Annotated in this window: 23 protein-coding genes; 14 read left to right on the forward strand and 9 right to left on the reverse strand. The window is 46.4% G+C overall.

Features of this window, described 5'->3' with window-relative positions; all coding sequences use genetic code 11:
* Positions 1–196: transposase (locus BM265_RS10820; protein ID WP_177219576.1), on the forward strand; the 196-nt coding region annotated here is incomplete at its 5' end.
* Positions 197–449: 253 nt separating this feature from the next.
* On the opposite strand, the gene BM265_RS10825 is transcribed toward BM265_RS10820, so the two are convergent.
* Positions 450–3,896, reverse strand: a complete 3,447-nt coding sequence (locus BM265_RS10825; protein ID WP_242940825.1) for a GDSL-type esterase/lipase family protein — start codon at positions 3,894–3,896, stop codon at positions 450–452.
* A 504-nt stretch (positions 3,897–4,400) separates the two neighbouring features.
* Positions 4,401–5,816 carry a bifunctional UDP-N-acetylglucosamine diphosphorylase/glucosamine-1-phosphate N-acetyltransferase GlmU gene (gene glmU / locus BM265_RS10830; RefSeq protein ID WP_074961745.1) on the reverse strand — a complete coding sequence of 472 codons (1,416 nt, stop codon included), beginning with the start codon at positions 5,814–5,816 and terminating at the stop codon, positions 4,401–4,403.
* A 600-nt stretch (positions 5,817–6,416) separates the two neighbouring features.
* On the opposite strand from glmU, the gene BM265_RS10835 reads away from it, so the two are divergent.
* From BM265_RS10835 to BM265_RS10870, 8 genes are all read left to right on the forward strand, one after another.
* Positions 6,417–6,872: a hypothetical protein gene (locus BM265_RS10835; protein ID WP_074961746.1), complete on the forward strand. Its 456-nt coding sequence runs from the start codon at positions 6,417–6,419 to the stop codon at positions 6,870–6,872.
* Between the two features lie 165 nt (positions 6,873–7,037).
* Positions 7,038–7,433: a hypothetical protein gene (locus BM265_RS10840; RefSeq protein WP_074961747.1), complete on the forward strand. Its 396-nt coding sequence runs from the start codon at positions 7,038–7,040 to the stop codon at positions 7,431–7,433.
* A gap of 20 nt (positions 7,434–7,453) precedes the next feature.
* The gene (locus BM265_RS10845; protein WP_074961748.1) at positions 7,454–8,263 is read left to right on the forward strand and encodes an LptM family lipoprotein; all 810 of its coding nucleotides are present in this window, start codon (positions 7,454–7,456) and stop codon (positions 8,261–8,263) included.
* Positions 8,264–8,297: 34 nt separating this feature from the next.
* Entirely contained in the window at positions 8,298–9,137 is an 840-nt protein-coding gene (locus BM265_RS10850; RefSeq protein ID WP_074961749.1) for a hypothetical protein, read from the forward strand.
* Positions 9,138–9,168: 31 nt separating this feature from the next.
* Complete coding sequence (locus BM265_RS10855) at positions 9,169–9,612, forward strand: LptM family lipoprotein (RefSeq protein WP_074961750.1); 444 nt, start codon at positions 9,169–9,171, stop codon at positions 9,610–9,612.
* An 89-nt stretch (positions 9,613–9,701) separates the two neighbouring features.
* Entirely contained in the window at positions 9,702–10,064 is a 363-nt protein-coding gene (locus BM265_RS10860; protein ID WP_074961751.1) for a GntR family transcriptional regulator, read from the forward strand.
* Positions 10,061–10,996, forward strand: coding sequence for an ABC transporter ATP-binding protein (locus tag BM265_RS10865; RefSeq protein WP_074961752.1), 936 nt, complete (start codon positions 10,061–10,063; stop codon positions 10,994–10,996). Before BM265_RS10860 ends, BM265_RS10865 begins: the two co-directional genes overlap by 4 nt.
* Entirely contained in the window at positions 10,965–12,572 is a 1,608-nt protein-coding gene (locus tag BM265_RS10870; RefSeq protein ID WP_074961753.1) for a hypothetical protein, read from the forward strand. Before BM265_RS10865 ends, BM265_RS10870 begins: the two co-directional genes overlap by 32 nt.
* A gap of 111 nt (positions 12,573–12,683) precedes the next feature.
* Here BM265_RS10870 and BM265_RS10875 read toward each other — a convergent pair whose 3' ends face one another.
* The 7 genes from BM265_RS10875 to BM265_RS10900 all read right to left on the reverse strand — a co-directional run bounded on the left by BM265_RS10875 (position 12,684) and on the right by BM265_RS10900 (position 20,078).
* Complete coding sequence (locus tag BM265_RS10875; RefSeq protein WP_074961754.1) at positions 12,684–13,088, reverse strand: helix-turn-helix transcriptional regulator; 405 nt, start codon at positions 13,086–13,088, stop codon at positions 12,684–12,686.
* Positions 13,089–13,128: 40 nt separating this feature from the next.
* The gene (locus BM265_RS10880; protein WP_074961755.1) at positions 13,129–14,106 is read right to left on the reverse strand and encodes a CPBP family intramembrane glutamic endopeptidase; all 978 of its coding nucleotides are present in this window, start codon (positions 14,104–14,106) and stop codon (positions 13,129–13,131) included.
* 79 nt (positions 14,107–14,185) lie between these two features.
* Positions 14,186–14,359, reverse strand: coding sequence for a hypothetical protein (locus BM265_RS20085; protein ID WP_177219578.1), 174 nt, complete (start codon positions 14,357–14,359; stop codon positions 14,186–14,188).
* Between the two features lie 31 nt (positions 14,360–14,390).
* Positions 14,391–15,890 (reverse strand): sodium:solute symporter family protein, encoded by a 1,500-nt coding sequence (locus BM265_RS10885; RefSeq protein ID WP_431767991.1) that lies wholly within the window; start codon positions 15,888–15,890, stop codon positions 14,391–14,393.
* A gap of 423 nt (positions 15,891–16,313) precedes the next feature.
* Positions 16,314–17,990: a glycoside hydrolase family 36 protein gene (locus tag BM265_RS10890; protein WP_074961757.1), complete on the reverse strand. Its 1,677-nt coding sequence runs from the start codon at positions 17,988–17,990 to the stop codon at positions 16,314–16,316.
* Positions 17,991–17,992: 2 nt separating this feature from the next.
* A complete protein-coding gene (locus BM265_RS10895; RefSeq protein WP_074961758.1) occupies positions 17,993–19,381 on the reverse strand; it encodes an MFS transporter in 1,389 nt (462 codons plus the stop codon).
* 37 nt (positions 19,382–19,418) lie between these two features.
* The gene (locus tag BM265_RS10900; RefSeq protein ID WP_074961759.1) at positions 19,419–20,078 is read right to left on the reverse strand and encodes a TetR/AcrR family transcriptional regulator; all 660 of its coding nucleotides are present in this window, start codon (positions 20,076–20,078) and stop codon (positions 19,419–19,421) included.
* A gap of 209 nt (positions 20,079–20,287) precedes the next feature.
* On the opposite strand from BM265_RS10900, the gene BM265_RS10905 reads away from it, so the two are divergent.
* The 5 genes from BM265_RS10905 to BM265_RS10925 all read left to right on the forward strand — a co-directional run bounded on the left by BM265_RS10905 (position 20,288) and on the right by BM265_RS10925 (position 25,770).
* Positions 20,288–21,745, forward strand: a complete 1,458-nt coding sequence (locus tag BM265_RS10905; protein WP_074961760.1) for a DUF6937 domain-containing protein — start codon at positions 20,288–20,290, stop codon at positions 21,743–21,745.
* Between the two features lie 119 nt (positions 21,746–21,864).
* Positions 21,865–22,980, forward strand: coding sequence for a M15 family metallopeptidase (locus BM265_RS10910; RefSeq protein WP_242940826.1), 1,116 nt, complete (start codon positions 21,865–21,867; stop codon positions 22,978–22,980).
* 61 nt (positions 22,981–23,041) lie between these two features.
* Positions 23,042–23,530, forward strand: coding sequence for a hypothetical protein (locus BM265_RS10915; RefSeq protein WP_074961761.1), 489 nt, complete (start codon positions 23,042–23,044; stop codon positions 23,528–23,530).
* A gap of 112 nt (positions 23,531–23,642) precedes the next feature.
* On the forward strand, positions 23,643–24,317 hold the full coding sequence (locus BM265_RS10920; protein ID WP_074961762.1) for a response regulator: 675 nt from the start codon (positions 23,643–23,645) through the stop codon (positions 24,315–24,317).
* Positions 24,301–25,770: a sensor histidine kinase gene (locus tag BM265_RS10925; protein WP_081358431.1), complete on the forward strand. Its 1,470-nt coding sequence runs from the start codon at positions 24,301–24,303 to the stop codon at positions 25,768–25,770. Before BM265_RS10920 ends, BM265_RS10925 begins: the two co-directional genes overlap by 17 nt.
* Positions 25,771–25,805: the final 35 nt, after the last annotated feature.

Consider the following 25,805-nt stretch of genomic DNA (forward strand, 5'->3'; position numbering starts at 1 on the left):
CCGAAGCATACAGGCTGAAGGCGTATTCGGAGTGCTGAAACAGGATCATGGCTTCAGAAGATTCCTGTGCAGGGGCAAAAACAACATCAGAACTGAGTTCCTTTTGTTGGGACTTGCATACAACATAAAGAAGCTTTTTGCTAAGATCTCAGAAAACCGACTTGGAATTTCTCTTTTTGAACTGAAAACGGCATAAAAACCAGCAGAACATAACACCCCCGAGTCCTCTTTTTTTGAAGAGGGCTTGGGGGTGTGCGCTCTGAAACAGCTTATTTCACCAGTTAATATGTTTTTTTACTCTGATGTTCGGATATGGTTAGAGGGTGCTGCGGTTGCAACAGCCTCTTATATAAATATGTCCGATCACGCTTCGATATAACCTGCAGGCTATTGATAAAAAATAAGATCCCCTGCACCGATGGGTACAGAGGATCATATTCGATAAATTATTATTTCAGTTTTTCAGAGATCTTCAGACCAAGAGTCCTTGTCTCTTCAGCGAGGATATCAGCTATCAGCTCACAGCCCTTTATGCTGAGATGAGTATTATCGATAGTTGTCCTTGTTTCATCGAGGTAGCAGTGCAGCTCTGCAGTTGCTTCCTCACCGCCCTCTTCGTAAAGCTTGTTATAAAGCTCTGCGGTCTTGGTGGTCATGTCGATAACAGGGATATTGTATTTCTTGCCAAGTGCCACAACAGCATCGGAATACTGCTTGTGTTCCTCGATCATTGCTGTACCGTCCTTTGCACGTCTGGATACAGGTGTTACCAGAACAGCAGTAGCGCCCTTTTCCTGTGCTACTCTGACGTATTTGTTCAGCAGCATCCACTCATAGGAGTACTGACCGTTGGGATTTTTGCCTTCGCCGTCCAGTGTGGAGAATTCAAGATAAGGATAAGCAGCGTGCTGAGGCTCAGCTGTTCTTTCATCGTTGTGACCGAACTGAATGAACAGGTAATCTCCCTTGCCGATGGAATCGCACAGTATCTTGTACTCGGGGTCATTCATGAAGCTGCGTGAGCTTCTGCCTGCCCTTGCAAGGTTTGTGACATTCACGCCCTCAAACTGCTCTCCAAGCTTCATGCCCCAGCCGCAGCTGCCCTTGCTTTCGGTCGTCTCAGGCTTGTAATTGCATACGGTGGAATCTCCGACGATATAGACATTACCCGAGAATACAAAGTCATCAGCTTCATAATTGCCGTGATTTACGACTGCTTCGGGCTGTACAGTAACACTGAATGATCTTGCATTGATATTGCTGGTATCCCACTTGCCGTTCACCTTGGCACAGACAACCATTCTGTAGGTCTGGCCTGCTGTGAGCTTGGGTGAAGTGAAGTAGGTAGTTTCTGCGGGGATATCCTGCTTAACTATCTTCCATTTGCCTGAAAGATATACAGCTACGCCGTACTGCTGAGCGCCCTTTACCTCAGACCATCTGAGTCTGAACTGGTGGGTCTCTTCATTGTGTTCAACAGAAGACAGGATAGGATATTTGCCTACAGTGCTCTGGGCAGATACAACTATAGCGTTGGAGAAGTCTGTTATCCATTTGCCGTTGCATTTGGGGATAACAGCGACCCAGTAATCTCTGCCTTCGGTAAGTCCGTTAAGTACAAATGAAGTATCTTCACAATCGTACAGCAGCTGCCACTTGCCGTTAACATAGCCTACGATACCGTATCTTTCAGCATCTTCAACTTCTGACCAGCTGAGCTTTACAGCGTTGATCCCCTTGGTGTATGTCAGAGCGGGAGCTTTGTATTTGAGTTTGCTGAGTGCGATGTGCTCTCTGGAGAGCTCAATGCCGCAGTCGATGCAGTAATATACTTCATCATAACCGCCGTCACTCAAAAAAGTGGGCTTTACATAGTTCTCGATGACCTTGTCGCCTCTGGTATGGCCTTTCGCTTCAACGATTGTATCAGCCTTTGTGATCTCGTTTTCGCCATTTTCATCTGCGAAATACTTGTCATTGGCTTCATCGTACCAGTATTCGATATTACCGCCCTCGGTGCAGGTAGCTGCAATGGCTTCAACGTAAGACAATCCCAGCTTGGGTATAGTTACCGATCTGGAGCAGGTGTGGTGATTGTTCCCAAACACTATCTTTGCTGTATATGTTATCTTTCCTGCTTTTGTGTAAGTAGGCTCTTCGACGATCTTTGAGGTCACCTCAGCCTTGATAACTAAAGTATCACCGCATTTTTCGCAAACGAACTCTGCACTTGCAGTATTATCATCACTCCAGGTCCACTGGGGCAGACCATAGCTGTGACCATTAGACTTGATAACAGTGTCAGCCTTTGCGATCTCGTTTTTGCCCTTATCATCGGTGAAATACTTGTCGTTAGCTTTATCGTACCAGTAGCCGGTATTTCCGTCCTCGGTGCAGGTAGCGGTTTTAGCTTCAACATAAACAAGTTCCAGCTTAGGTATGGATACTGACTTGGAACAGGTGTGGTAGTTATCCTCGAACACTACCTTTGCGGTATAGGTGATCTTTCCTTCCGTGGTGTAAGTAGCTTCGGCGATGATCTTTGAGGTCACATCCGCATCGATAACTATAACATCACCGCAGTCCTCGCAAATGAACTCAGCCTTTGCAGTGAGATCATCGTTCCATGTCCACTGTGGTGTGCCATAGTTGTGACCCTTAGGTGCAATTACCCAGGAATTCTTAGAAATCTCGGTGTATACGCCGTTTTCAAGCTTATAGTACTTGTTATCAGAGCCAGTGTAATACTCGCTGTTTCCTGCATTGGTGCAGGTGGGTTCTTTTGCTTCGGTCTTTGTATAGGTAACAACGATCTGTTCTTCGGCATTTCCCCAGACAAGTATATGTTCTTTTTGTCCAAGACACTGGTACATGATAGCCGATCTTCCTTCTTCAGTGATAGAATCCCATTTGAAATGAGGGTCTTCAATGTATTCGGCATTAAGATTCTGGTATGTCAGGGTCTTGCAATAGTAATTGTTTTTGTACTTGAAAAACAGATCAAATGTGCCGTGATGATCATTGTCTGCTGCCTTGATGGCATCAACATTTGCGGCAAGCCATGCCCTTGCATCTTCGGGAGATACATCTGTCATTTTTTCAACTGCTTCTTTTATGGAAGTGACCGTAATAAAGCCGCCGGCGCTCTTCTTTTTATTTTCTGCTTTCTTGAATACAGTCTCAAACTTGTAAGGATCATTCAGTGTGCCGCTTCCGCTTACGCATCTGATGCCAAGGGGAGTCAACGAACCGTCCTCATTTGCGATGCCTATGGTGAATGTGTCTGCGCTGTTGGGCGCTTTGAACATGAACTTGTATCCGTACTGAAGATCATAGCTGTCATAAGACAGTTTTGCCTTGTCAGCAGTTATAACGTTTCCTATCCTTAAAACTGTTTTGCCGTCAAAGAAATGATCATCTGAGTTTATGATCACATAAGCGCCGAGAGGGATTGCTGTATCAGGGGAAATAATGATAAAAATATCATCGGTGGTTTCCTCAGCAGTTGTTTCCTCATCTGTAGTTTCAGCGTCGGAAGTTTCATCTGCTGTTGTTTCGTCATCGGCAGTTTCCTGATCGGTGGTCTCCTGATCAGTAGTCTCAGCAACGTTTTCATCGCTGCTGCCATTTTTTTCGTAATCGTTTACACTATCGGGATCAGTATTATCCTCATCAGCGGTCACGGCCTCTGTCTCATCGTCACTGCTGATAGTATCCTCTGAAATACCATCGCCCTTATCCTCGTTGGAAGAACCTGCCTCAGGGTTCTCAGCATCAGGTTCGATACCCCATGCAATGGCAGCATCTGTCGTAAGCGCACTGCCGAAATTGACCGGTGCTGTACCTGAAGCCAGAAGCAGAGCGAGCATTCCTGCAAGGATCCTTTTTGATTTCATATTCTTGTAGTCCATATTCTTTTTCAACTGTCCTTTCATGTCATTAGACCATACTTAAATGTACTTAATAAACAACCCGACCTGAACAGATCAATTATTATGAGCGCAGGGACAGATGCCGTTAAAGCCATTTTTTCATTGCCAAAATATGTAAGAACGGCTTTATGATTTGTTAAGCTGCTGCGTTCATCATGCAAGCTGAAATCGTTGCTCAGGCTAATGTATAATGCTGTGGTCTTGCCAGAAATTGCGCTATTTCCGCCGATCACAGTGAATTGAGTATATTATATCACAAAAACATAGTTTCGTCAATGGTTGAATTGAAAATGATATGCAGAATATCACATCTTTTTACAGTGGCTTCACATTAACTTTACGTGAACATAATAGCTGTTATTAAGCAGATACGCGGTTTTTCTTTTCTGCGGCTCTTCAAATTTATAAAAAATTACGCTCACAAAAAATTTGTGAGCGCATATTAATATATTTTTAAGTTTTAAAAATTCAGACCTTGTGAGCGTCCTCAAATTTCTTGGTGCGGGCAGCCAGCTTCTTCTTGGCATAATCTTCCTTGATAACAGCCTGACCGCGTTCGATCGCCAGCGCATCCGCGGGAACATCGCCTGTGATAGTAGAACCAGCGGCAGTGTACGCACCTCTGCCGATGCATACTGGCGCAACCAGATTCGTATTGCAGCCGATGAACGCATTGTCCTCGATAACAGTGCGGAACTTCTTCTCGCCGTCATAGTTAGCCGTAGCCACGCCGCAGCCGAAGTTTACATTGCTTCCCACATCGGAATCTCCCACATAAGTAAGGTGAGAAACGGAAGTACCCTCGCCGATGGTGGAGTTCTTTATCTCAACGAAATCGCCTATCTTTACGCCCTTGCAAACGTGAGAATCAGGTCTCAGCTGAACGAAAGGACCTATCTTGGCATTGTCGTCAACAACAGCATCATAAGCCTGAACATTGTTCAGTACCACGCCGTTGCCGATAACTGTGTTTTCAAGTATGCAGTTCCTGCCTATAACGCAGTCCTCACCGATAACGGTATTTCCTCTTAATTCGGTACCTGCCTCGATGCGTGTGCCCCTGCCGATGGTGACATTTCTGCCAACGGATACGCCGTCAAGGCAGGTGAACTCGATACCGTCATCCAGCCATCTGTTGATGATCTCCATTCTTGCGATATCGTTCAGCTTCAGCAGACCGCGTCTGTCATTAGCACCCAGCGCAACATTTGGGTTAAGGGAGATGAAAGCATCAGCCGCCTTGCCCTTGTTTATCATAAGTTCAACGCAGTCGGTGAGGTAGTACTCGCCCTGTGAATTATTGGGCTGTATCTCGAAAAGTACTTCCAGCAGGTCAGCGGTCTTGAACCAGTAGCAGCCGGAGTTTATCTCCTTTACGGAAAGCTGGTCTGCGTTGCAGTCCTTGTGTTCAACTATGCCGGAGATGCCGTGCTTTGTGCGGATTACTCTGCCGTAGCCCGTAGCATCCTCAACTACGGAAGTAACAACAGTAACACCGCAGTTCTTCTGCATATGGAGCTTCAGTGCGCCATCTATGGTAGCCGCATCGATAAAAGGAGCATCACCGCAAAGCACAAGAGTATTGCCGTCTGTATTAGCCTTCAGGAATTCCTCAGCCATCATAACAGCATGACCTGTGCCCAGTCTCTCGGACTGGAGAACGGTGCTTACCTTAGCCTTTGAAGTTCTCTTTTCAACATAAGCATCTATCTGTTCGCCTGCAAAGCCCTTTACTATGCATATCTCGTCAAGACCTGCGTCCTCACAGGCACTCATTACCCATTCCAGCATAGGCTCGCCAACAACATTGCAAAGTGCCTTGGGCGAATTTATCTTCATTCGCTTGCCCTGACCGCCTGCCAGTATTATAACATTATTAGACATAAGTATCCCCCTCAAAATCATACATAAAACCGCCGCATCCCTGTGCTGACGGCACATTACCTGTCTATTATAATACTTTTGAACATTCAAGTCAAGGTGTAAAATTATCGAATTTTGCCGCATAACATAGCCTGTTTCCGTTATTATAATGTTCTGTCAGAGTAGTACACCCAAGGAGGTGTGTACTACGGGAATAGTACAGTAGTACACTTGGTAATACACTGATTATCCGAAGATAACGAATAATTATGTATATGATGCATATCGACTGGGTGCGCGTGGATGATGGCTTTGTGAAATATGCTGAAAATTCACCTGTTCTATTGACAAATCAAGGCGTGAGTGGTACACTCTAAGTGTACTACGACAGATAATACACCTAGTACACACAGGACAAATGAAACGAAACAACAAGACAGCTCCCATAAATAAAAGAAAAGGGGGCAGAAAGGAAGGACGACATGAGAGAACTGATGATATTTGCAGTAAGCATCCTTGGGATATGCATACTTCTTGCAGGACAGGAAGTCAGGAAAGTTCGCAGGTGGGATATGAACGAGGACGAAGAGAGCAGCATCTGAAAGAACAGGAGACAACAAAATGAAAAAGATGATAGCACTGACTGCCGCTGTGGTCTTTGCTCTGGGACTGACAGCCTGCGGAAATAAGAAAGAACTAGCAGAGAAAAGTCAGAGCACAGTGTTCACAGAGGAAGATTTTTGCGAAGCTCAGGCAGATATAAAGAACAGCCTGAAAGACATCGACTGCGTCACCTTAAATATAGACTACGATGGTGATGAAGTCAGCACGGATGAAGATACCTTGGCTACACTGAATAATGATCTCGGGCTGAGAGACGACGAACGGTACACCGACTGCATGGTCTTCACGGTGGATTACAGACAGTCATACAGCCCGCTGGCGTTGATAAAGGCTACTATCCGCAGTGGAAATGCCTGCGTGGATATCTCAGAGAGAAAGATGAATCTAACGCTTGCAAGAAAAAGCGACGGCAATTGGGAGACTGCAAATGTCAGCTACTCGGATGCAGGCTGACAGCAGGACAAAAGAACGGAGAAAACAAAGAAAAAGACAGCAGCAATAGCAGCCGCGGCAGGTAATGATCACGGACTTCGGCTAAGGAGAAAAAATGAAAAAAAGCAGATCACTTGCGGCGGTGACAGCTATTCCCGCCGCCTGCGGTCTATCGGGAGGAACACAATGAAGAATATATATGTTATGATAGCAGTAGTCGTGATATCAAGCCTAATGTTCGGGGGCTGTTATATGGACGGCAGAGGTACATATTACCCCGATGTAACAGAGATGACAAAGAATTTAGAGAAAAAAGGCTATGACGTAAGTACCGATGAGATAAAAAAAGACGATGACACTATTACTGTTCTAAACGGAAAAAAAGATGACGAGTACATTGAATTCTTCTGGTTCGATACCGAAAAATACGTTGATGAGTATGTTGAGGAAATGAAAAAAGACAACAGCGAATATGATACTATCAGTTGGATAACAAACGATAAGAAATTCGGCAACATCGCATATTGCGGCACCGAAAAAGCGATCGACTGTTCGGGCGTTCAGGTGGTTGAGGTAAAGTGACGGCAGCTAAGGAGAGAGAAATGAAAAAGTTTATAGCACTTTCAGCAGCGGCAGTCATGGCACTGACAATGACGGGCTGCGGAAAAAAATTTGCAATTGAAGGCTCGTCAAGTGTATACAGTGCAGAAGATCTCCAAAACGCGACAATGTGTTTTGAAGAGAAGTATTTAAAGGATAACACCGAAGTGTATTGTCAGTTTCTTGGAGATATGTCCTACGGCGACACTGCCAGATATGTAAATATGTATTATTATGACCACGACAAAGAAACAAGTGAGATCAGCGGAGATTACCTTGCATTCAGGGTGACGACCTATACTGCAAAGACACCTTCTACTGTACTAAAGGCGATCGGTGAAAATCTGTTTGATATCAATGGATTCCGCAATTCCTTTTTTGGCGGTTTTGAAGAATGCGTAGTTAAAAAGGACGAAAATGGCGAATGGAAATACATGGGTGCTCTGTCTGATATTTATAAATTTAAACCTGATACTGAAGATACCACAGCAGACGGAATATCTGATATTTATCCATCGAAAGAAAGAGAGAAAGCACTGGAGGCTATGACCGATTCCGATGTCTGGGAAGAGTTGGACGGAGAGCTTTTGTATGCTGAATATGCAGGCGACGAAAGCGCTTCCAAGGAAGAACTGGATAAGCTCAACAAGAGCAAAGGCACCGACTATGATGGCTGTATGAAAATGCACGCCGATTTCTATTCTGCTGAAAAAGCTGATATCGTTAAAGACGCAGAATGGCTTGTGGCAAGGCAGAACGGCGAATGGGAAGTAGTGGAATACAATATCCCCGGGAAATCCACAGCAGAATGATGTTCAGCTGTCGGCACAAAAGGAGAAACATGATATGAAAAAGATCATAGCGATAGCGGCATCGGTCGTTTGTTTGATCGGGGGCGCTTTAGCTGTTTTGGCTTTATCGTCACACCGCAGTATTGATAAGATCACAAAAGGTGAATCTTCAATATATTCCGATGAGGATTTTGATACTGTTACAGAAGATATAAAGTACTTTATGGAAAAACTTCATGTAACTGTTTTGAGCAGTTCCTATTTTGGTGACAGCGAGTCTTCGGAAGAGTTCTACAAAAGAGAAGCTATGATGTATCACTATAAAAATACCCATGAGATAGCTGCATATGATGATATAGATTGTATGGTATATCATATCCGCTATAAAAGCACAGTAACACCAAGGTCGATATGGGAAGCTTTGCGCGATACAAGTATCAGCGAGCGTTTTAAAGAGCATGACGTAAAGTATCTTTTTGCCAGGACGGGCAGCGAAAACTGGGAATTAGTCAACGAGTTCTACAACGATGGTGATAATAAATATTCGTTTTCTCCTAGTGTAAAAACCGGTGATTCAAAAATATATGAATCCAATGATATACTCTGGACAGTTACCGATATTGCAGAGATAGTTATCGATAATAAAAAATATGAGGGTTACTGCATAGTATGTGGAGAATATGCAGGTGATGAGTTTGCTTCAAAAGAAGCGCTGGATAAGATAAATAAAGAGAACGGCACGAACTATACAGATTGCATGAAGATATATGCCGATGTTTATTCTTCGGAAGATAAGACTATACTGACAGATACCGAATGGTATATAGCAAGTAAAGGCGACGAAAACTGGGAAGTAGTGGAATACAATATCCCCGGGAAATCTACAGCAGAATGATATCCGGCTGTCGGAAAAAAAGGAGAACCATATGAAAAAAATAGTATTACTCACCGTTGCTGCGGTGATGGCGTTCGCACTTGCGGGCTGTGGCAAAAATGCGGTAGAAGCCAGTGTGATTTCAGAGAAATATACCGAAGAAGAAACATCAGCCGCAGTACAGGATATAGTATATTTATATGAGCTTAACGGCAAACAGACAGACTCTGTGCGTTATCTGGGCGACGAAGTGTGTACAGACGAAGTCATTGATAAGCTAATTGAAATAGGTATGTTCGATGAAGAATGCGGCGTTGAAGACTGCATGGGCTTTGAGGTCGATTATCACTTTTCAATAAACCCCACTGATGCGATCTGTACGATTATAGAAGGCGATTTTGATTTTGATGAACATGAAAATGTACAGGTGTGGTTGATAAAACAGCCCGAGGACGGTAAATGGATCATTTCCACGACGGGTATAGACGTTATATAGATATAGAAAACGTCGGGGGCATAAACCGCATCTGAATAAATACAGCATATAATGAGACAACAAAAACATTTCCGAGAGGAGGAAAGCTCTTGATAAATATAGACCTTACAGGCAGAGTGCCCATATACGAGCAGATATGCAAGGGCTTCGCTGAGCTTATCGGCAGCGGAGCTTTGCAGGAGAATGACAAGCTCCCGGGCGCAAGATCCCTGGCAAAGGAACTTGGACTTAATCCGAATACAGTAGCTAAGGCTTACAGCAGGCTTGAGCATGACGGTATAATATATTCCGTGGCGGGCAAGGGCTGCTTTGTGGCAAAGCAGAAAGGGCATATCGAGCGAAAGCTTTTTGAAGATTTTGATGCAGCTGCGTCCGCAGCGATAAGGGCGGGGGTCACCGTCACTGAGCTGAAAGAAAGACTGGACGCTTTGCAGAAGGAGGATAACAAATGATAGATATCAAAGATGTCACGATGGTGTTTGAAAAGAGCAAGGATGAAAAAGAAAATTTCATCGCTCTCGATCATATCTCCATCGAGATACCCGAGGGGTGCATATACGGCTTTCTGGGTTCTAACGGCGCAGGCAAATCCACGCTGATGAGAATGATGTGCGGAGTATATCCATGCAGCATGGGCAGCATACAGATAGATGGCATCGAGGTATATGATTCTCCCGAAGCCAAGGGCAAGATATTCTTCGTTAACGATGAAACGATACAGTATGCAAACTATACCCTGAAAGACCTTAAAAACTACTATTCAAGCTACTATCCCGAGTTTTCCGAGGAAGTCTTCGACAGGCTGATAAGCAAGCTTAATCTTCCCATGAACAAGAGAATGTCTCAGTTCTCAAAGGGTATGAAAAGACAGGCGGTAGTTGTAGCGGCACTCAGCTGCAAGACCAAGTATATCATGCTGGATGAAGCCTTTGACGGTCTTGATCCTGCTATGAGAAAGATAATCAAGACCATGATAGTTGATGAACTTATGGACAGGGGAGCTACCATGATAGTATCCTCCCATAACGTAGCTGAGATAAACGAGCTCTGTGACAGAGCGATGCTGATACATCAGGGTCATCTGATATTCGCTGATGAGATAGACGAGATCAAGAGCGGCTTCTGCAAGATACAGCTGGCTCTTAAAGATGCTCAGATGACCAGGGAGATGGCAGAGCAGTCGGGGCTGGAGGTAATGCAGTTCTCGCGTCTGGGAAGCGTTGCACAGATGATAGTAAGGGGCAGCGCCGAGGAATCAATGCCCAGGCTGAAAGGACTTTCTCCCGTACTGCTTGAAGCAGTACCCCTTACCCTTGAAGAGATATTCATATACGAACTGGAGGTGCGAGGTTATGGCGCAGAAATACTCAAAGAAGATAAGTAAGGCAGCTACAGCCGAGTGCCGTAACAGACGTAAGGTAAGGCTGATGATACTGATAATCACAGTGGCGGCAGCTTTGTTTGAAGCTTCCGAATTCACGGTGAGAAATTACAACACCGATGACATCGATCTGATGTTTCCGAATTATGACAATTTCTTCGGACTGTTCCTGATGTTCGTTGCAGCAGCATTCGGTGCATTCGCAGTATATGGCGTGTTCAGCGACCTGACCAACAAGCAGACCGCCGATGTACAGCTCTCGCTGCCCATGAGCGCAAAGGAAAGATTTCATTCAAAGCTCCTGGCAGTTGCAAAGCTCCATCTGATACCACTGGCTTGTGCAAGCCTGTTTGTGCTGATAATAGGCTGCGTGAAAGGTCATACGGTGATCGGCGATACCTTTAGTTTCCTGTTCAAGATACACTGTATAGTACTTGCAGAAGCTCTTTTCGTTGACTCGATATGCGTATTCTGTATGTGCTGCTGCGGCGCAAAGGCTGAGGGTGTCTACACCTCCATGATAACAGCTTTCTGCGTGACCCTTACACCTACTCTCGTGTACAATTTTATTACAAATAATTTCTCAAGTGTAAGTTTCAGCGAAGACATAAGCAACAGATTTTTAGCAATGTTCGGCGGCATGATAGCATTAAGCATAGAGAGTGGATATGTTTTCAGTTCGTTAGAGAGCTGGGTATATCTTGGTATAAATATGGCAGCAAGCTGCCTGCTGGTGTTCGCGTCATTCTTCATCTACCGCAAGCGTGACGGCAGACAGGTGGGCAGACCTATGGTCTACGACCTTTTCATGGAGCTCTTTATGTTCACGGGACTCTTCACCCTCTTCACAATGTTCTCCTACGTTGAATCATGGGGAATAGGTCTGACACTGGCTCTGATAATCTATCTCGTGATAAGGATAGTTGCCGCAAGGGCAAAGATCACCCCGAAGACTTTCCTGATATGGCTTTTGAAGTATGTGGCTTGCTTTGGTATATTCCTTGTGATAATGGCAGCAGGCTATTTCACAGGCGGCTTCGGACACTATAAGCTCCGCATGAAAGAATTCAAGTGGGATAACGCAGATATGCAGATCTCAACTACGCAGTATGCCAATGGTTCATATCTGCAACAGAATAGACACTCTTTCCATGATAATTACTATGTCAGCGGGAAAGCTGATTATCCCTACAATGATGATACCGTTTTTCGCAGCGGATATCACGAAAATGAGATCAAGAAATCCGAGCTTGATGACAAGCTCGTAAAGCTGAATAAGCTCATTGATGAATACTATACCCTTGAAAACAGAAATACCGAGGCTTTCTTTGATATGATGTTTGGCGGAGTTTATAAAAATGAAGACACACCGGGCGACTATGTAAGTGTGTACATAAGCCTGTCAGATGATAATACTATCTCCAACAACATCGATTACGGAGATACGAGAGATTATGACGTATATTTTATTATCCCGCCCGATAAGCTTGATGACTTCCTGAAAGACGCACAGGACATCCTCTCTGATGAAACAGACGATGTCAACGCGCGTATTTACGAGGATGTCGGATCCTACTAAAAGCCACTTGGGCAATAAATAAGCATTCAGGTTTTCTTCTTTACCTCGAAGGCTGCGCAGAATACGATCCTGCGCAGCCTTTTTGATTTCTATTAATATATCCGTGAGCCTTCATTTCGGGAACCCGTTTATAGCAACATATACAGCAAAGCTGATAATATCTATCAGAAGTATCACACCCGCAGCGATAGCCGCTATCTTCAAGCCTTTTTTTGCTTTCTTCTTGTTTCCCTCGGTGAGGACGTGTTCCTTTATATCATGGTACATCTCTGCCCCTGCGGTCTGCACGGGTGCTTCATGGGCAGTTTCTGCCGCTGGAGCTTTGTTGAGCACCAATTCATCCAGGGATATATCAAACAAATCGCTGATAGCTACCAGCTTCTCAAGGTCTGGTGCCGAATCGCCGACTTCCCATTTCGAAATCGTCTGTCTTGAAACGTTCAGTCTATTGGCAAGTTCTTCCTGCGACAGGCCTTTTTGCTTTCTCAGCTCGTAAAGTTTATTATTAAAGTTCATGACTGTTTCTCCTTTCATCATTGTTCCATTATGCACCATATCACGCCGATACAGTGGCTTTTTCCATATTCTTCTTGCGCCATGCAAAGAACAGCACTGCCGTACCTGCCGCGAGTACCATTGTTGTGATAATGCTCGCTTCAATGCCGAAGATGCCACCGTTCAGGACATTCCTGCCAACACTCTCGACATTGATGAGCGCTGGTGATTCCGATACTGCTCCGCTGACAGTCAGCCCAAATATATTACCCAGGAAGAAATTCCACAGAAAATGCGCGCCGCAGGCAGCCCACAGACTGTCAGTCAGAAGCATGATAAGCGTGAATATTGCCGATATAAGCACCAGATTCACGATGCCTGCCGCCGTGACCACTGCACCCGCGCCTTTCATCGAACCCAGATGAGGTATAGTAAAGGCCGCGGTACTCAGCGCAAAGGCCGCAGGTACTCCCAGTTTGCCCTTTAAACATGAGAATGCCAGACCTCTGCAAAGTATCTCCTCGTGAAAACTCTGAAAAGCCCAAACACCGCCGTTCAGCGCTATCGCGAGATAGTCGGGATGGGATGTCAGTCCGCTGACCTTTACAGCACCGGTGAGCAGTATCAGCCCCGCGCATAATGTCACAAGCACTCCGCCGACGAAACAGCCTATAAAATAGTACCTGCCTCTTTTGACGTACATCTCCGAAAGCTTCTTCTTCCCGATGACCCGCCAGTAAAACATCACAAACAAAGATGGCAGAAAATAGTTAAGCATCGTAAAAAGCAGACCCGCGTAACCCTCAAAAGCCTCGCCTTTCAAAGGGTCTTTCCCCAGCGGATAGTGTATCAGCACAACGATAGCCGTACCGATGACCATTCCGCCAATGTTGCACAGCAGGTATGCCAGCAGATTTTTGATAATGAACAGCCTTGTGGGTATATCCTTTCTGTTGTTGAAGGGTGATATACTTTTGAAAAAGCTTCCCGTCTTGCTTTGATCCTTGATCTTCCCGATAGCGATACTGTTTGTTTTCATCATTGATCCCTCCTGAAATTTTGTGAAGCTCTCGCGCTTCAGCTGATGGGATAATGATATCATTTCAGCCCGGAGAAGTCTACCAACGCTCGCAGGAAAACTGTCCACGCAGGATAACAATTGCGTTAACTATCGTGGCAAGTCCGTATTTACGGGGTTTTCTCGATATATACAAAAAAGCCGCGGCAGCGGGAAAACTGCCGTGGCTCATGTATCGTATAGATGTGAACAGTACTTCCGCTGTTCTTATCATAGCATAGTCTTCAGTGGATTTCAAGAGCGTCTTACTTGGTGTAGCACTCGAATGCTGCTTCTGTAGCCTTCTTGTCCTCGTCATTAGACTTTGTGATAAGGCTCACAACAGGAACTACCACCAGACCGAACAGCATCGCAAAAGCACCCGCGTTAACAGGCGATGCCAGAGACAGACCACCCAGTGTCTTGGGAGCATCGGGGATAACACCAAAGGTGTAGATCATCATGTGTACAACAGTTATGCCTACGCCGCAGATGAAGCTTGCCATAACAGCCGCCTTGGTAACGCCCTTCCAGAACAGACCGTACATGAAAGGTGCCAGGAAGGCGCCTGCCAGTGCGCCCCAGCTTATGCCCATCAGTGAAGAGATGATCATAGCATCCTGCTTAGCGCCGCGCAGAGAGTATACTGCGATAGCAACGGATATCATCAGGAACACAGCGATGAATATACGCATGATGCGTACTTCTTCCTTTTCGTCCATGTTCTTTTTAAGGGGCTTGATAAGGTCGATAGTCAGTGTCGAGCTGGAAGTCAGTACCAGCGAAGACAGTGTAGACATCGAAGCCGAAAGTACCAGCACGATTATAAGTGCGAAAAGTGCGCTGGGCAGAGCCTCCATCATCGAGGGAACGATAGCATCAAAGCCCTCTTTGGGTGCGCCGTCAACGTTCTCCATGAACAGTCTGCCGAAGCCGCCGAGGAAATAACAGCCACCTGCAACAACTACCGCAAACACGGTGGAAACAACAGTACCTGTAACAACAGCCTTGTCATCCTTGATAGCGTAGAACTTCTGTACCATCTGAGGAAGTCCCCATGTACCCAGAGATGTAAGTATTACAACACCTATCAGGTTTATGGGGTCGGGACCGATCAGCGAGTTGAATACGCCTGTGTTGCCGTTTGCATCGGGGATAGCGCCCATAGCCTTCATCGAGCCCGAGAAACCGCCGTTTACGTTAAGCACAGCCACAACAACAGCCGCAATGCCTATCAGCATGATTATTCCCTGAATGAAATCGTTGAGGGCAGTAGCCTTGTATCCGCCCATGATAACGTATATCGCCGTGAATACTGCCATAGCCGCGATGCAAAACTCGTAAGGTATGTCAAAACTCTTTACAAACAGTCTTGAAAGACCGTTGTATACAGATGCGGTGTAGGGGATAAGGAATATGAAAATTATCAGCGCCGACACTGTCTTCAGGGTCTTCGAGTTGTATCTGCGTTCAAAGAACTCAGGCATCGTCTTAGCGTCCAGATGCTTTGTCATTGTACGTGTGCGCTTGCCGAGTATCAGCCAAGCCAGCAGCGAACCGATGATCGCGTTGCCTATGCCGACCCAAGTTGAAGCCACACCGTAAGCCCAGCCGAATTTTCCCGCATATCCGACAAATATAACCGCCGAGAAATACGAAGTACCGTAAGCAAAAGCTGTGAACCAGGGGCCCAGACCTCTGCCGCCGAGGACGAAGTCATTAACATTTGCCGTTTTTTTGCGGTAGTACACGCCGATGCCTATCATCAGCATAAGGTACACCACAAGGATTATCCATCTTAATACCAAAACCAACACTTCCTTAAAATATTTGACGGTTCATGGCAAGTGCATTAACGTTTTAACGCTTTTATGCTTTTATCCAATAAACCGACTGTTATATTATATAACATTTTCCCGCCGCTGTCAACTGCGGGGGAGTTTTTTGGCGAAAGAATACCAAACAAAATTGTTCCGCGGGTTTTATGCATATTTACCAGAGAAAGAGCGGGATTTCCATAATATGTAAGAATTGTGTGAGGACTGCCAAAGAGGAGAGCTTTGGAATTTTACCCTTTTTTGTCTTCTTTTCAGCAAAATGATCCCGCCCGCAGATGTATCCATAAGGATAGCACCTGCGGGCGGTTAACCGAGAAATTTAGGAGGTGAAGAATTGCTATATTAATATTGTCACGGCATAAGCTTTTTCACAGGCAGATCTGGAATGTCCTTTAAATCGTATCTGAGAAGCTCCTTTTTGCCGCCGCGGAGTATCTGCAATACAAGCTCTTTTCCGTTGAGCTCAGCTGAAAGTACTGTGCATCCGAAAAGTGCATATGCGTTTTCGTACATTTTTTTCTGCTCGTCGCCGTAGTCTTCGGCGTTGTCCGAGGTGAACCATACACTGCCTGTCAAAGCATTTATCTCCGCCAGACATCTCCGCTGTGCCGAGGTCATGGTAGTCTCGGTGTCACGCAGTAAATATACATCGGGGTCGCATCCGAATGCCCTGCCGTCCAGCTGTCTTCGGAATACCGAGTTCAGCAGGCAGTTCCTTGTGCTTGGTCTTTCGCGGTGCATCAGTTTCATGTAGGGCTTATCATCCCAGTCAAGGCTGACATCACAGCCTACCCGACAATACTCAACTCTGCCGAAAGCCGAAGCCAGTGGCACGCCGCAGCTCAGTATCTCCGTATCACCCGCCAGCTCCCGCAGAAGCTTCATAGCATCTGCCATGACCATGCCGCGGGTCTTGTCTCTGCGTGGGACTATGCAGGCAGCGTACAGAAAATCCAGTTTCAGCAGCCTGCCAAAACCCCATTTATTTATAATAGTATCGAAAACTTCTTTAAGGTAAGCGCGGAAATCCTCGTTGTATATATCCAGTGCATAGAACCCTGACCAGTTGCTTCCGCCCTTGACGACTTTGCCGTTTTTGTCTTTCAACAGCCAGTCCTTATGATTTTTGAAAAGTTCCGACTTCTCCTCGCATACGAAAGGTGCGAGCCAAAGTCCCGCCTTGCCTTTGCCGAGTTCAGCCATCTTGTCGGTCATAGCTTTTATGCCGTTGGGGAATTTCTTCTCGTCGATACTCAGCCAGTCGCCCACAGCCGTTTGCCAGCCATCGTCTATCTGAAAGATATCCTCAGCCCCCAGATCGCTCTGTTCAAGGTCTTTCGTGAGTATCTCCTCGCTGATATCCTGATAATGCCTGTACCAGCTTGTGTAGCCCTGTATACGCGGGATATCCCGCTTTGCCATGCCCATCAGCCCGAACCACTTGTCGAAGACCTCGTCCTCGCTGCCTCTGCCGATGTACAGCTTCAGCCCCTCAAAACTGTCCGTGATATGCAGTTCACTGCACTCTTTAAAAACCAGTACTCTGCCTGCAGCGCAGTCGGTGCGGATAGTTGTGAAACCGCAGTCTTCGTTCAGTGAGCCTATAAAGTCGTAAACATCGTTACTGCGTATATATCCGTAGCTGAAACCGTGCATAACGCCCTTTTTCAGGCTGTATTTTGTGAATGTGTAATCGCCGTACTGCGAGAATGCGTACTTGTCCGCAATAGGCTTCGGGATATGATCAACGCCGTGCAGCCTGCCGTTTATCGGATGTTCAACACTGTCCGTCCATGACTGATATCCATTCAGATATACACGGCTTACGCTTTTGAAATCGTACTCAAATTCCGCCGAAAGTCTCAGCAGTTCAATAGGTGTCACCGAACTTACCGAAGCCGATATAACACCGTCTTCGTTCGTGATCGTCAGCTTGACGCGCTGGTTTTCTACCGTCTTGTCAGTGGTAACGGAATATACCTTTCCGCCTGTGATATAGGCGAATTTTATGTGTTTGAACCTCAGCATCGTCAGCCCTCCCTGTCTGTGCTTTCAAGCTTAGCGATAACATCCTTTTCGTTGTATCGGAAGAATATGAATCCACCGATAAGACAAAGCACAGTGGCCAGTATCGCGGTTATCCTCAGACCCAGACCGTAGCCGCTCTCGCCCGAAGGCACATCCGAATTAATAGTCTTGATACTTGTGAACAGCAGCATAGCCAGCGACTGTCCCATTTTGAAAGCGAAAGTTCTCGCTGCATAGAACATACCCTGACGGCTCTCGCCTGTTTCTATCTTGTCAGCCTCCGAGATATCAGCAACCACAGCCTGGGGCAGTATGCCCAGTATAGCCATAGGTACAGCTGCCAGCGCCGCGATGATGAATCCGTAAGCCACACCGGGTATGGGCAGTATGCCTGCCAGCGCAGTCACAAGGAAAGTCACCGAGAAGAACATGAACGCAAAAGCGATAAGCTTCTTCTTGCCCATCTTTTTCGCGAAGATGTTTACAGGCGCATAGCACAGCAGCGAGAAGAAAGTCATAGCCGCGAACATGGGGAAAGCCCAGGTCTCCGCAAGTCCCAGCAGTGTGGTTATATAAAAGGGAAGTCCTGTCTGGAACATTGTAAGTCCTATCCAGTAGAATATATCCGATGCCACAAATGTGCGGAAATCGCCGTTCTTGAAAGTAGCCATCAGGGAACCGAAAGCAGTGCCCTCGGTAGGTGTGGTATCAGCATAAGCGTTCTCGTCTATCAGGAAAGCGGGCACCAACATACATACCACAGCCACTGCCGAAAGTATGCCGACCGTCAGCCTGAAACTGTTTGTGTAGCCCATAGCCCCCGAGAATAATCCCGCTATATTAGGTACAAGATAGGATATTCCCGAACCGAAGAAGTAAGTCACCGAAATATAAGTCGAAAGATTTATCCTCGTTTCCTGAGTTCTGCCAAGTTCGGGGATAAGTGCGTTGTAAGGTGTACAGTAAGCTGTCATGCAAAGGTAGAACAGCATACAGAACAAAAACAGCAGTCCGAAATTACCGTAGCTTTCCCCCTTGAAAGGCAATGTGAAAATCAGCACTGTCATAACGCCGAAAGGTATGGCAGCTACCCTCATGAAAGGTATGCGCCTGCCCAGACGATGTTTGAAGCCGTCGGACTTACCCGCAATGTAAGGGTCGGTCACAGCGTCGAAAATTCGTCCCGCCGCAGCGATAACGCCCATCGCTGTCAGAAGTCCCAGCACTATCCTGCCCTGTGGGATGAAATAGCTGTGACCCTTGGGCAGTTCGTCAGGTTCATAGAATTTTACCAGCCAGTTCGTGATAATACCCGCCAGAGTTGACCACCCCAGCTGACCGACTGCGAATATCCAGAGTATCTTGTTAGAAGCTATCTTTTTGTTCTCCATATCAGCGCCCCCTATCGGCATGACCTATATGCTCTGCTTATTTTGTGCTGAAAAAGCTTACTCCCGATTCTATCAGCAGTTCAAGTTCTGTCAGAGCGTATTCGCTCCTGTCCGATGGAAGAAGCTCACCCTTGACGAATTTCTTGCAAAGCTCCAGCAACGCGTGAGCATAGGTCAGATAATACATTTTAAAATTATCCACCCGCCGAACCGTACCGTCTTTCAGACCCTTTTCGTAAGCCCTCACCAGTACGGGATAAAAGTTTATTATTGAACTCTCGTATTTCTGCAAGTCTTCCTTGGCTATCTGCTCTCTTACTATATATGTATCGAACTCGCCCAGAAGCCGCATGAAATCGCTGTGTGCCTCATACAAAACCAGATACATACGCATAAGGTCGCTTATCTGCTTGATGCCGGGCTGCTGCATGAATTCTCTCGAATCGAACACCCCTGCAAAAAGCTCGTTTATCTCGTCCCAGAGATATGTCATTACCTCCGTCACCATACGGGGCTTTGTGCCAAAATAACGGTAGAGGGTAGCCACGCCCACCCCGCTTGCATCTGCTATGTCTGTCATCTTTATCTCTTCAATGCCGTGCTCGAGAAAAAGCTGTGCGGCAGTGAGAACTGCGCGGTCAGTGCGCTGGACTTTTAAATTTTTTCTTGAAAAATCGGAACAAATCTCATTACCCACTTGACAAACCTCCTTAAATGTGATAGACTTACTATCAACTGATAGATAGTCTATCACACAAACCGACATTTGTCAAGAGGTTCTTGAAAATATTAAAATTTACGACACATTTTTCTGCAACAGGCACAATCGTGAAACGTTTAAGTTCGGGAAAACGGCAATAACAGATCCTGCCGTGTCCCCGCAGACCGCACAATGGAGGTACAGCTATGGAAAGATCAAAAGTCATATTCGGCAATCAGATGTCTGCATCGGCATACAGAAAAGCAGTCAAGGGCAAGGAGAAGTTCATTAAAAAGTACGGCAGTGATATGGACAGGGTGTACCATCTCACCGCCGCACCCGCCCCTGCCATAGGAGAGCCTTTAGGTGTTCGGGAGCTAAAAATATCGGGCAAGACAGGTGTTGAGTTCAATGACAAGAGCCTTGTCATCGGCAATATCAGGATGGGCTTCGGTCACTACCGCATTTCTATGGCGATAGCTTCCTCCGCCCGCTCCATGGGGTATGACCCTTATTGGTTCGATCTCTGTTCTTTCAGCGATACCACCTGCGGCAAGGTCATAGCGGGTCAGAATCAGCTTTATTCTCTGGGCTCACGGATATCCCAGAAGTCGGTACTATTTAATAAGCTTCTGTGGGAACCCCTGAACAGCGAGGGCTTCCGCCAGCTGACCTACAACTGCTCCGACCAGAAGACAGCCGAGCTGATGACCCCTGTTTTCCGCGACTTGCCCAAGGATATCCCCTATGTAGCAACCCATGTATGGCCATCGCAGGCGGCGATACACGCAGGGCTCACTCATGTGGTAAACGCTATACCCGATAACTGGCCTATGGCGCTGCACCTCTCCGAGGGCGCTGTGCATACCGTTCAGACGCCATCAGCCTATCTGGGATACCGCGCGCTCCGCGGCATGGATAAGCACCGCATACTCAAGCCCATGCCCAAGGATTCCGTAGTGTATACAGGTCAGTACATCGACCACGAACTTGTGAGCAATATCGAATACGACTGCGGCAAGCGCATCGAAAGGGTTCAGAAAGGCAAGGCTGTACGCTGGCTTATGTCCGTAGGCGGCGCAGGGGCTCAGAAAGAGATCTTCGTATCCATGATAAGAAGAATGCTCCCCGATATCAAAAAGGCGAAAGCCACTCTCTTTATAAATGTGGGCGACCATAAAAAGGTCTGGGAACAGCTGAAGACCGAAATGCCCCATATGATGCCCTTCGTTACCGAGCATTTCAACGATTTTTCCGAAACTTCCGAGTTTGCAAATCAGGCGATAGACGGTGAAGTATTCGGCATACACGCATTCTGCCACAGTGATATATTTGCGGCGGTATATTCCACAAATCTTCTCATGCGCTGTTCAGATGTGCTCATCACCAAGCCCAGCGAGCTTGCTTTCTATCCCATACCCAAGCTGATGATAAAGCGTGTGGGCGGTCATGAAGCCTGGGGCGCTATCCGTGCGGCGGAGGTTGGCGACGGCACCTACGAATGTTCAACTCCTGCCGAGACCTGCGGCATGATGAAGCTTATCCAGCATAACGGCGATATCATCGAAAAAATGTGCGCTAATATCATCACCGCGAAAAATGCAGGTATCTATGACGGCGCTTATAAGGTGGTTGAACTGGCAGTATCTGGAAAAATCGGGTGATTATCAACAATTTATGTTGACGGTTTGTGAATAAACCACAAATAAATATCAAAATACCTCGCCATTTACAGCTTTCGACTTGATTTTTTTTATTTGGTATGTTAAAATAATGAAGTAAAATGAAGTGCATGGAGAACGCTGCACCGGCAAGTACCCTTTTGGGCAGCGGAAACAGTGAGGAAGATATGATCGAAAATGATAACAGAAACGTTCCCGAGGAGGAGCGTGCTGTTAAAGGACCGGAATCTATCATAGATAACTATGACCTGTCAAGGTATGAACTTTCTCCCGAGGAAAAAGCCCGCGAGGAGATGATAAGGCAGCGTATCAGGGACAGACGACGTGCAGCCGAGCGCAGACGCATAAAGCGCAACCGCACCCTGGCTCTGATAGTAGCTGTAGTCCTTGTGTTCATACTGTGCAGGGGCTGCTATGCATCTTACCGCAAAAAGCGTGATGAAAAGCAGGCAAAAGCTAAAGCGACGGAAAGCAAGGTCGAGAAGCAGATAGTGTATGAAGAAGATACAGACAGTTCGCAGGACGAACAGCCTGAGGTCGGACATAAGATACAGAATGTGGATGGACTTACCTATGTTGACGGTATACTCATAGTCAACAAGACCTACCCTCTGCCACATGATTATGCACCGGGCATAAGTACAGCAGCTCAGGCGGCATTCGATGATATGACGGCGGCAGCCTTCAATGACGGGCTGTATCTCTACGTAAATTCGGGATACCGCAGCTATGATGAGCAGTATATGCTGTATTACAACTATGCGCTGAGCAGGGGAATAGCCGAGGCAGACAGGGTATCTTCCCGTCCCGGATATTCCGAGCATCAGTCGGGACTGTGCTTTGATGTCAATTCAACGGACTTCTCATTCAGTGATACCGCCGAAGCCAGATGGCTTGCGGCACACTGCGCGGATTACGGTTTCATTATACGTTTCCCAAAGGGAAAAGAGGCTATTACGGGGTATGAGTATGAGTCATGGCACATAAGGTACGTAGGTGTTGATATTGCAAAAGAGATCACATCAAAGGGATTGTGTTTGGAGGAATACTTAGGGGTAACATCGAACTATGATGATGCACCCGACGGTGTTTCACAGCAGCAGCTCGCCGAAGAAATGGGCGTCACAGTGGATGACCCTAACGGCGGCACCGAAACTGATGCTGAAAGCGAAGACAGCACGTACTACGACGAAGGCTATGAAAGTCAAGTTCAATGACAGCTTATCGCCCCTGCTTTGAAAGCGGGGGCGATTTTTAAACAATTGGCAGGGATATGTTATGAAAAAGAGGTTTACGTTTAAAAGTGCATATTATATGACTGTTGCGGTCGCAGGAGCGGCTGCGATAGTGATCCTGCCTGTCATTGCGGCGTTTTCGCTGAATTCCACTTTTGCAGGACTTATCACTCTGGGACTGGCATTGATACTGCATATAATCTCTCTGCATCTGGCGGCGCGGGTGCCCTGCGTTATAAGCGCAGATGAAGATGCCCTACGGGTAGACGTGTGGTGTAAAAAGTACGTTTTCCTCTATCAGGATATCGAAAAAGCCGAGGTCAGCCATGAGTTTGTTGAAACTCTCATGCTCAGGGAAGTGCCGTATTATCTCGAAACTCTCAAAATAACCGCAAAGTCGGGAGAATACAGCTTTAAAAGCAAGACCCGCGCTTTTATACAGGAAGACGGCAGACCTTACCCCTTTGAGAACGGAAAATTTCAGGAGATAAGGCGCTATATCGCACCGCGCATAATAGGCGGCGGACAATAATTATTATGCCGTTAACAATGTTCGGTCACGCAGAATACACATTACAGGATTATCATATTTTTAGGAAATAATGTCCGCTCTTTGCGGACCTCTGAAAAGGAGCTGACAACTGATGGCAAAGATACTGGCAGTTGACGATGAGGCGAAGATACGTACCATCATCAAGGAGTACGCTGAATTTGAGGGCTATGAAGTAGCCGAAGCAGCAGACGGCATGGAAGCTGTTGAAATGGTAAAGAATGATGATTTCGATATCATCATAATGGATATCATGATGCCCCGACTTGACGGATATTCCGCCTGCAAGGAGATACAGAAGATCAAGAAGATACCCGTGATAATGCTCTCCGCAAGGGGCGAGGAGTACGATAAGCTTTTCGGCTTTGAGATAGGAATCGATGACTATATGGTCAAGCCTTTTTCGCCCAAGGAACTCATGGCGAGAGTCAGGGCGGTCCTTAACCGCGCAAAAGCTTCCCGCACTACCGAGGATATCATAAAGTATCAGGGACTTGAGATAAACTTCACCGCAAGGGAAGTGAAGATAGACGGCGAAAAGGTCTCAATGACCCCAAAGGAGTACGATCTTCTCTTCTATCTTGTAAGAAATATGAATATCGCCCTTTCGAGAGAAAAGCTTCTTGAAGAAGTATGGGGTTTTGATTTCTACGGCGATGACAGAACTATCGATACTCACATAAAAATGCTGAGAAACTCTCTCGGACCATACCGCAACCTTATCGTTACCCTGAGAGGAATGGGGTATAAGTTTGAAAAGATCCAGTAAAAAGCCTGCAGGGCTGCGGAAAACCGTAAGGGATATCCGCAAGGGCAAGCGCAGTATGCAGACCTTTGTCTGGATATACTTCGTGCTCTTTGCCATAGTGATACTTGTGGTGCTGTGGCTGGGACAGTACGTTTTCTTGTACAACTACTACAAGTCTGCGAAAGTCAACAACATAAGCCGCGAGGCTAACCGCATCATACAGGCATACGGCACCGAGGAGCAGGGTCATATCAACAGGACTGTTGCCTACGAGAACAGTATGTGCATAGTCATAACCGACGTTGATGGAAATCCCCTGACCTCCGAGAACAATCTGGGCTCCTATTCAAAGCTCTTCGATGATATCGAGAACCATTATTCGATGTATATATTCGAGCTGAAAAGTGCTCTTGAAAAGGCATCGGATAACTGCTATACCGTCACCTTTGATAATGACGATCTCAATGTCAAGGAAATGATATACTGTGCCAAGATCTATACTGATGATTCGGAGGATCAGGCTTACCTGTTCATCGAATCCACCATCGAGCCTATAGATTCCACGGTGAAAATAATCAGGGAACAGCTGATGTTCATTTCCATAATCCTCTTTGAGCTTGCCATAATAGTCGGCACATTAGCCGCCATGAGGCTCAGCCGACCCATAGTCAGTATCACCAAGACCGCTAAGCGCTTCGGCGAGGGCGATTTCGATGTTGAATTCAAGGGCAAGGGCTATAAGGAAGCCGAGAAGCTGGCAGAAGTCCTTAACGATGCCAAAAACGAGATACGCAAGGTCAGCGACCTGAGAAAAGACCTGATAGCCAATATCTCCCACGACCTTCGTACACCTCTCACAATGGTGAAAGCCTATGCCGAGATGATACGCGACCTTTCAGGAGATAACCCCGTAAAAAGGGCTGAACACGTTCAGGTCATAATCGATGAAGCTGACAGGTTATCGAACCTCGTTAACAATCTTCTGGAGCTTTCAAAGCTGGAAAGCGGAAATATGGAACTCAACCGCCGCAAGTTCTCGATAGTCGATAAGATAAACGACTGCATGACGAGGTATCAGCTCGTCATTGAACAGAACGGCTACGATATGAAGTACGAACCCGATGAGGACAGGCAGATAGATGCCGACCCCGATAAACTGGATCAGGTCATCTACAACTTCATAAACAACGCGATAAACTACACAGGGGATCATAAGGTGATTCGCATCAAGCAGATAAATTCCGAAAAATCCGTGCGCATCGAAGTCTCCGACAACGGCAAGGGCATAGCAAAAGAACTCCTGCCTAAGGTATTCGACAGGTATTACCGCGATGCCAAAGTCAAGCGCGATGTTGTAGGCACAGGTCTTGGACTTGCTATATGCAAGGAGATACTGAAATGCCACGATTTCCCTTTCGGTGTCCGCTCGGAAGAGGGCAAGGGCACTACATTCTGGTTTGAGATACCTACATGACCTTTTGTAATATCGTAAACCCGAAAGGACAGCTG

Source organism: Hominimerdicola alba, from assembly GCF_900112155.1.
In the GTDB taxonomy this organism is placed as follows: Bacteria; Bacillota; Clostridia; order Oscillospirales; family Ruminococcaceae; genus Hominimerdicola; species Hominimerdicola alba_D.

Coding starts and splice junctions, on each gene's coding strand:
- BM265_RS10840 (WP_074961747.1), top strand. CDS start 7,038: ATGAAGAATATATATGTTATGATAGCAGTAGTCGTGATATCAAGCCTA.
- BM265_RS20085 (WP_177219578.1), bottom strand. CDS start 14,359: ATGATAAGAACAGCGGAAGTACTGTTCACATCTATACGATACATGAGC.
- BM265_RS10880 (WP_074961755.1), bottom strand. CDS start 14,106: ATGAAAACAAACAGTATCGCTATCGGGAAGATCAAGGATCAAAGCAAG.
- BM265_RS10905 (WP_074961760.1), top strand. CDS start 20,288: ATGGAAAGATCAAAAGTCATATTCGGCAATCAGATGTCTGCATCGGCA.
- BM265_RS10875 (WP_074961754.1), bottom strand. CDS start 13,088: ATGAACTTTAATAATAAACTTTACGAGCTGAGAAAGCAAAAAGGCCTG.
- BM265_RS10885 (WP_431767991.1), bottom strand. CDS start 15,890: ATGATAGGCATCGGCGTGTACTACCGCAAAAAAACGGCAAATGTTAAT.
- BM265_RS10845 (WP_074961748.1), top strand. CDS start 7,454: ATGAAAAAGTTTATAGCACTTTCAGCAGCGGCAGTCATGGCACTGACA.
- BM265_RS10915 (WP_074961761.1), top strand. CDS start 23,042: ATGAAAAAGAGGTTTACGTTTAAAAGTGCATATTATATGACTGTTGCG.
- BM265_RS10910 (WP_242940826.1), top strand. CDS start 21,865: ATGAAGTGCATGGAGAACGCTGCACCGGCAAGTACCCTTTTGGGCAGC.
- BM265_RS10850 (WP_074961749.1), top strand. CDS start 8,298: ATGAAAAAGATCATAGCGATAGCGGCATCGGTCGTTTGTTTGATCGGG.
- BM265_RS10865 (WP_074961752.1), top strand. CDS start 10,061: ATGATAGATATCAAAGATGTCACGATGGTGTTTGAAAAGAGCAAGGAT.
- glmU (WP_074961745.1), bottom strand. CDS start 5,816: ATGTCTAATAATGTTATAATACTGGCAGGCGGTCAGGGCAAGCGAATG.
- BM265_RS10895 (WP_074961758.1), bottom strand. CDS start 19,381: ATGGAGAACAAAAAGATAGCTTCTAACAAGATACTCTGGATATTCGCA.
- BM265_RS10825 (WP_242940825.1), bottom strand. CDS start 3,896: ATGAAATCAAAAAGGATCCTTGCAGGAATGCTCGCTCTGCTTCTGGCT.
- BM265_RS10870 (WP_074961753.1), top strand. CDS start 10,965: ATGGCGCAGAAATACTCAAAGAAGATAAGTAAGGCAGCTACAGCCGAG.
- BM265_RS10920 (WP_074961762.1), top strand. CDS start 23,643: ATGGCAAAGATACTGGCAGTTGACGATGAGGCGAAGATACGTACCATC.
- BM265_RS10835 (WP_074961746.1), top strand. CDS start 6,417: ATGAAAAAGATGATAGCACTGACTGCCGCTGTGGTCTTTGCTCTGGGA.
- BM265_RS10890 (WP_074961757.1), bottom strand. CDS start 17,990: ATGCTGAGGTTCAAACACATAAAATTCGCCTATATCACAGGCGGAAAG.
- BM265_RS10855 (WP_074961750.1), top strand. CDS start 9,169: ATGAAAAAAATAGTATTACTCACCGTTGCTGCGGTGATGGCGTTCGCA.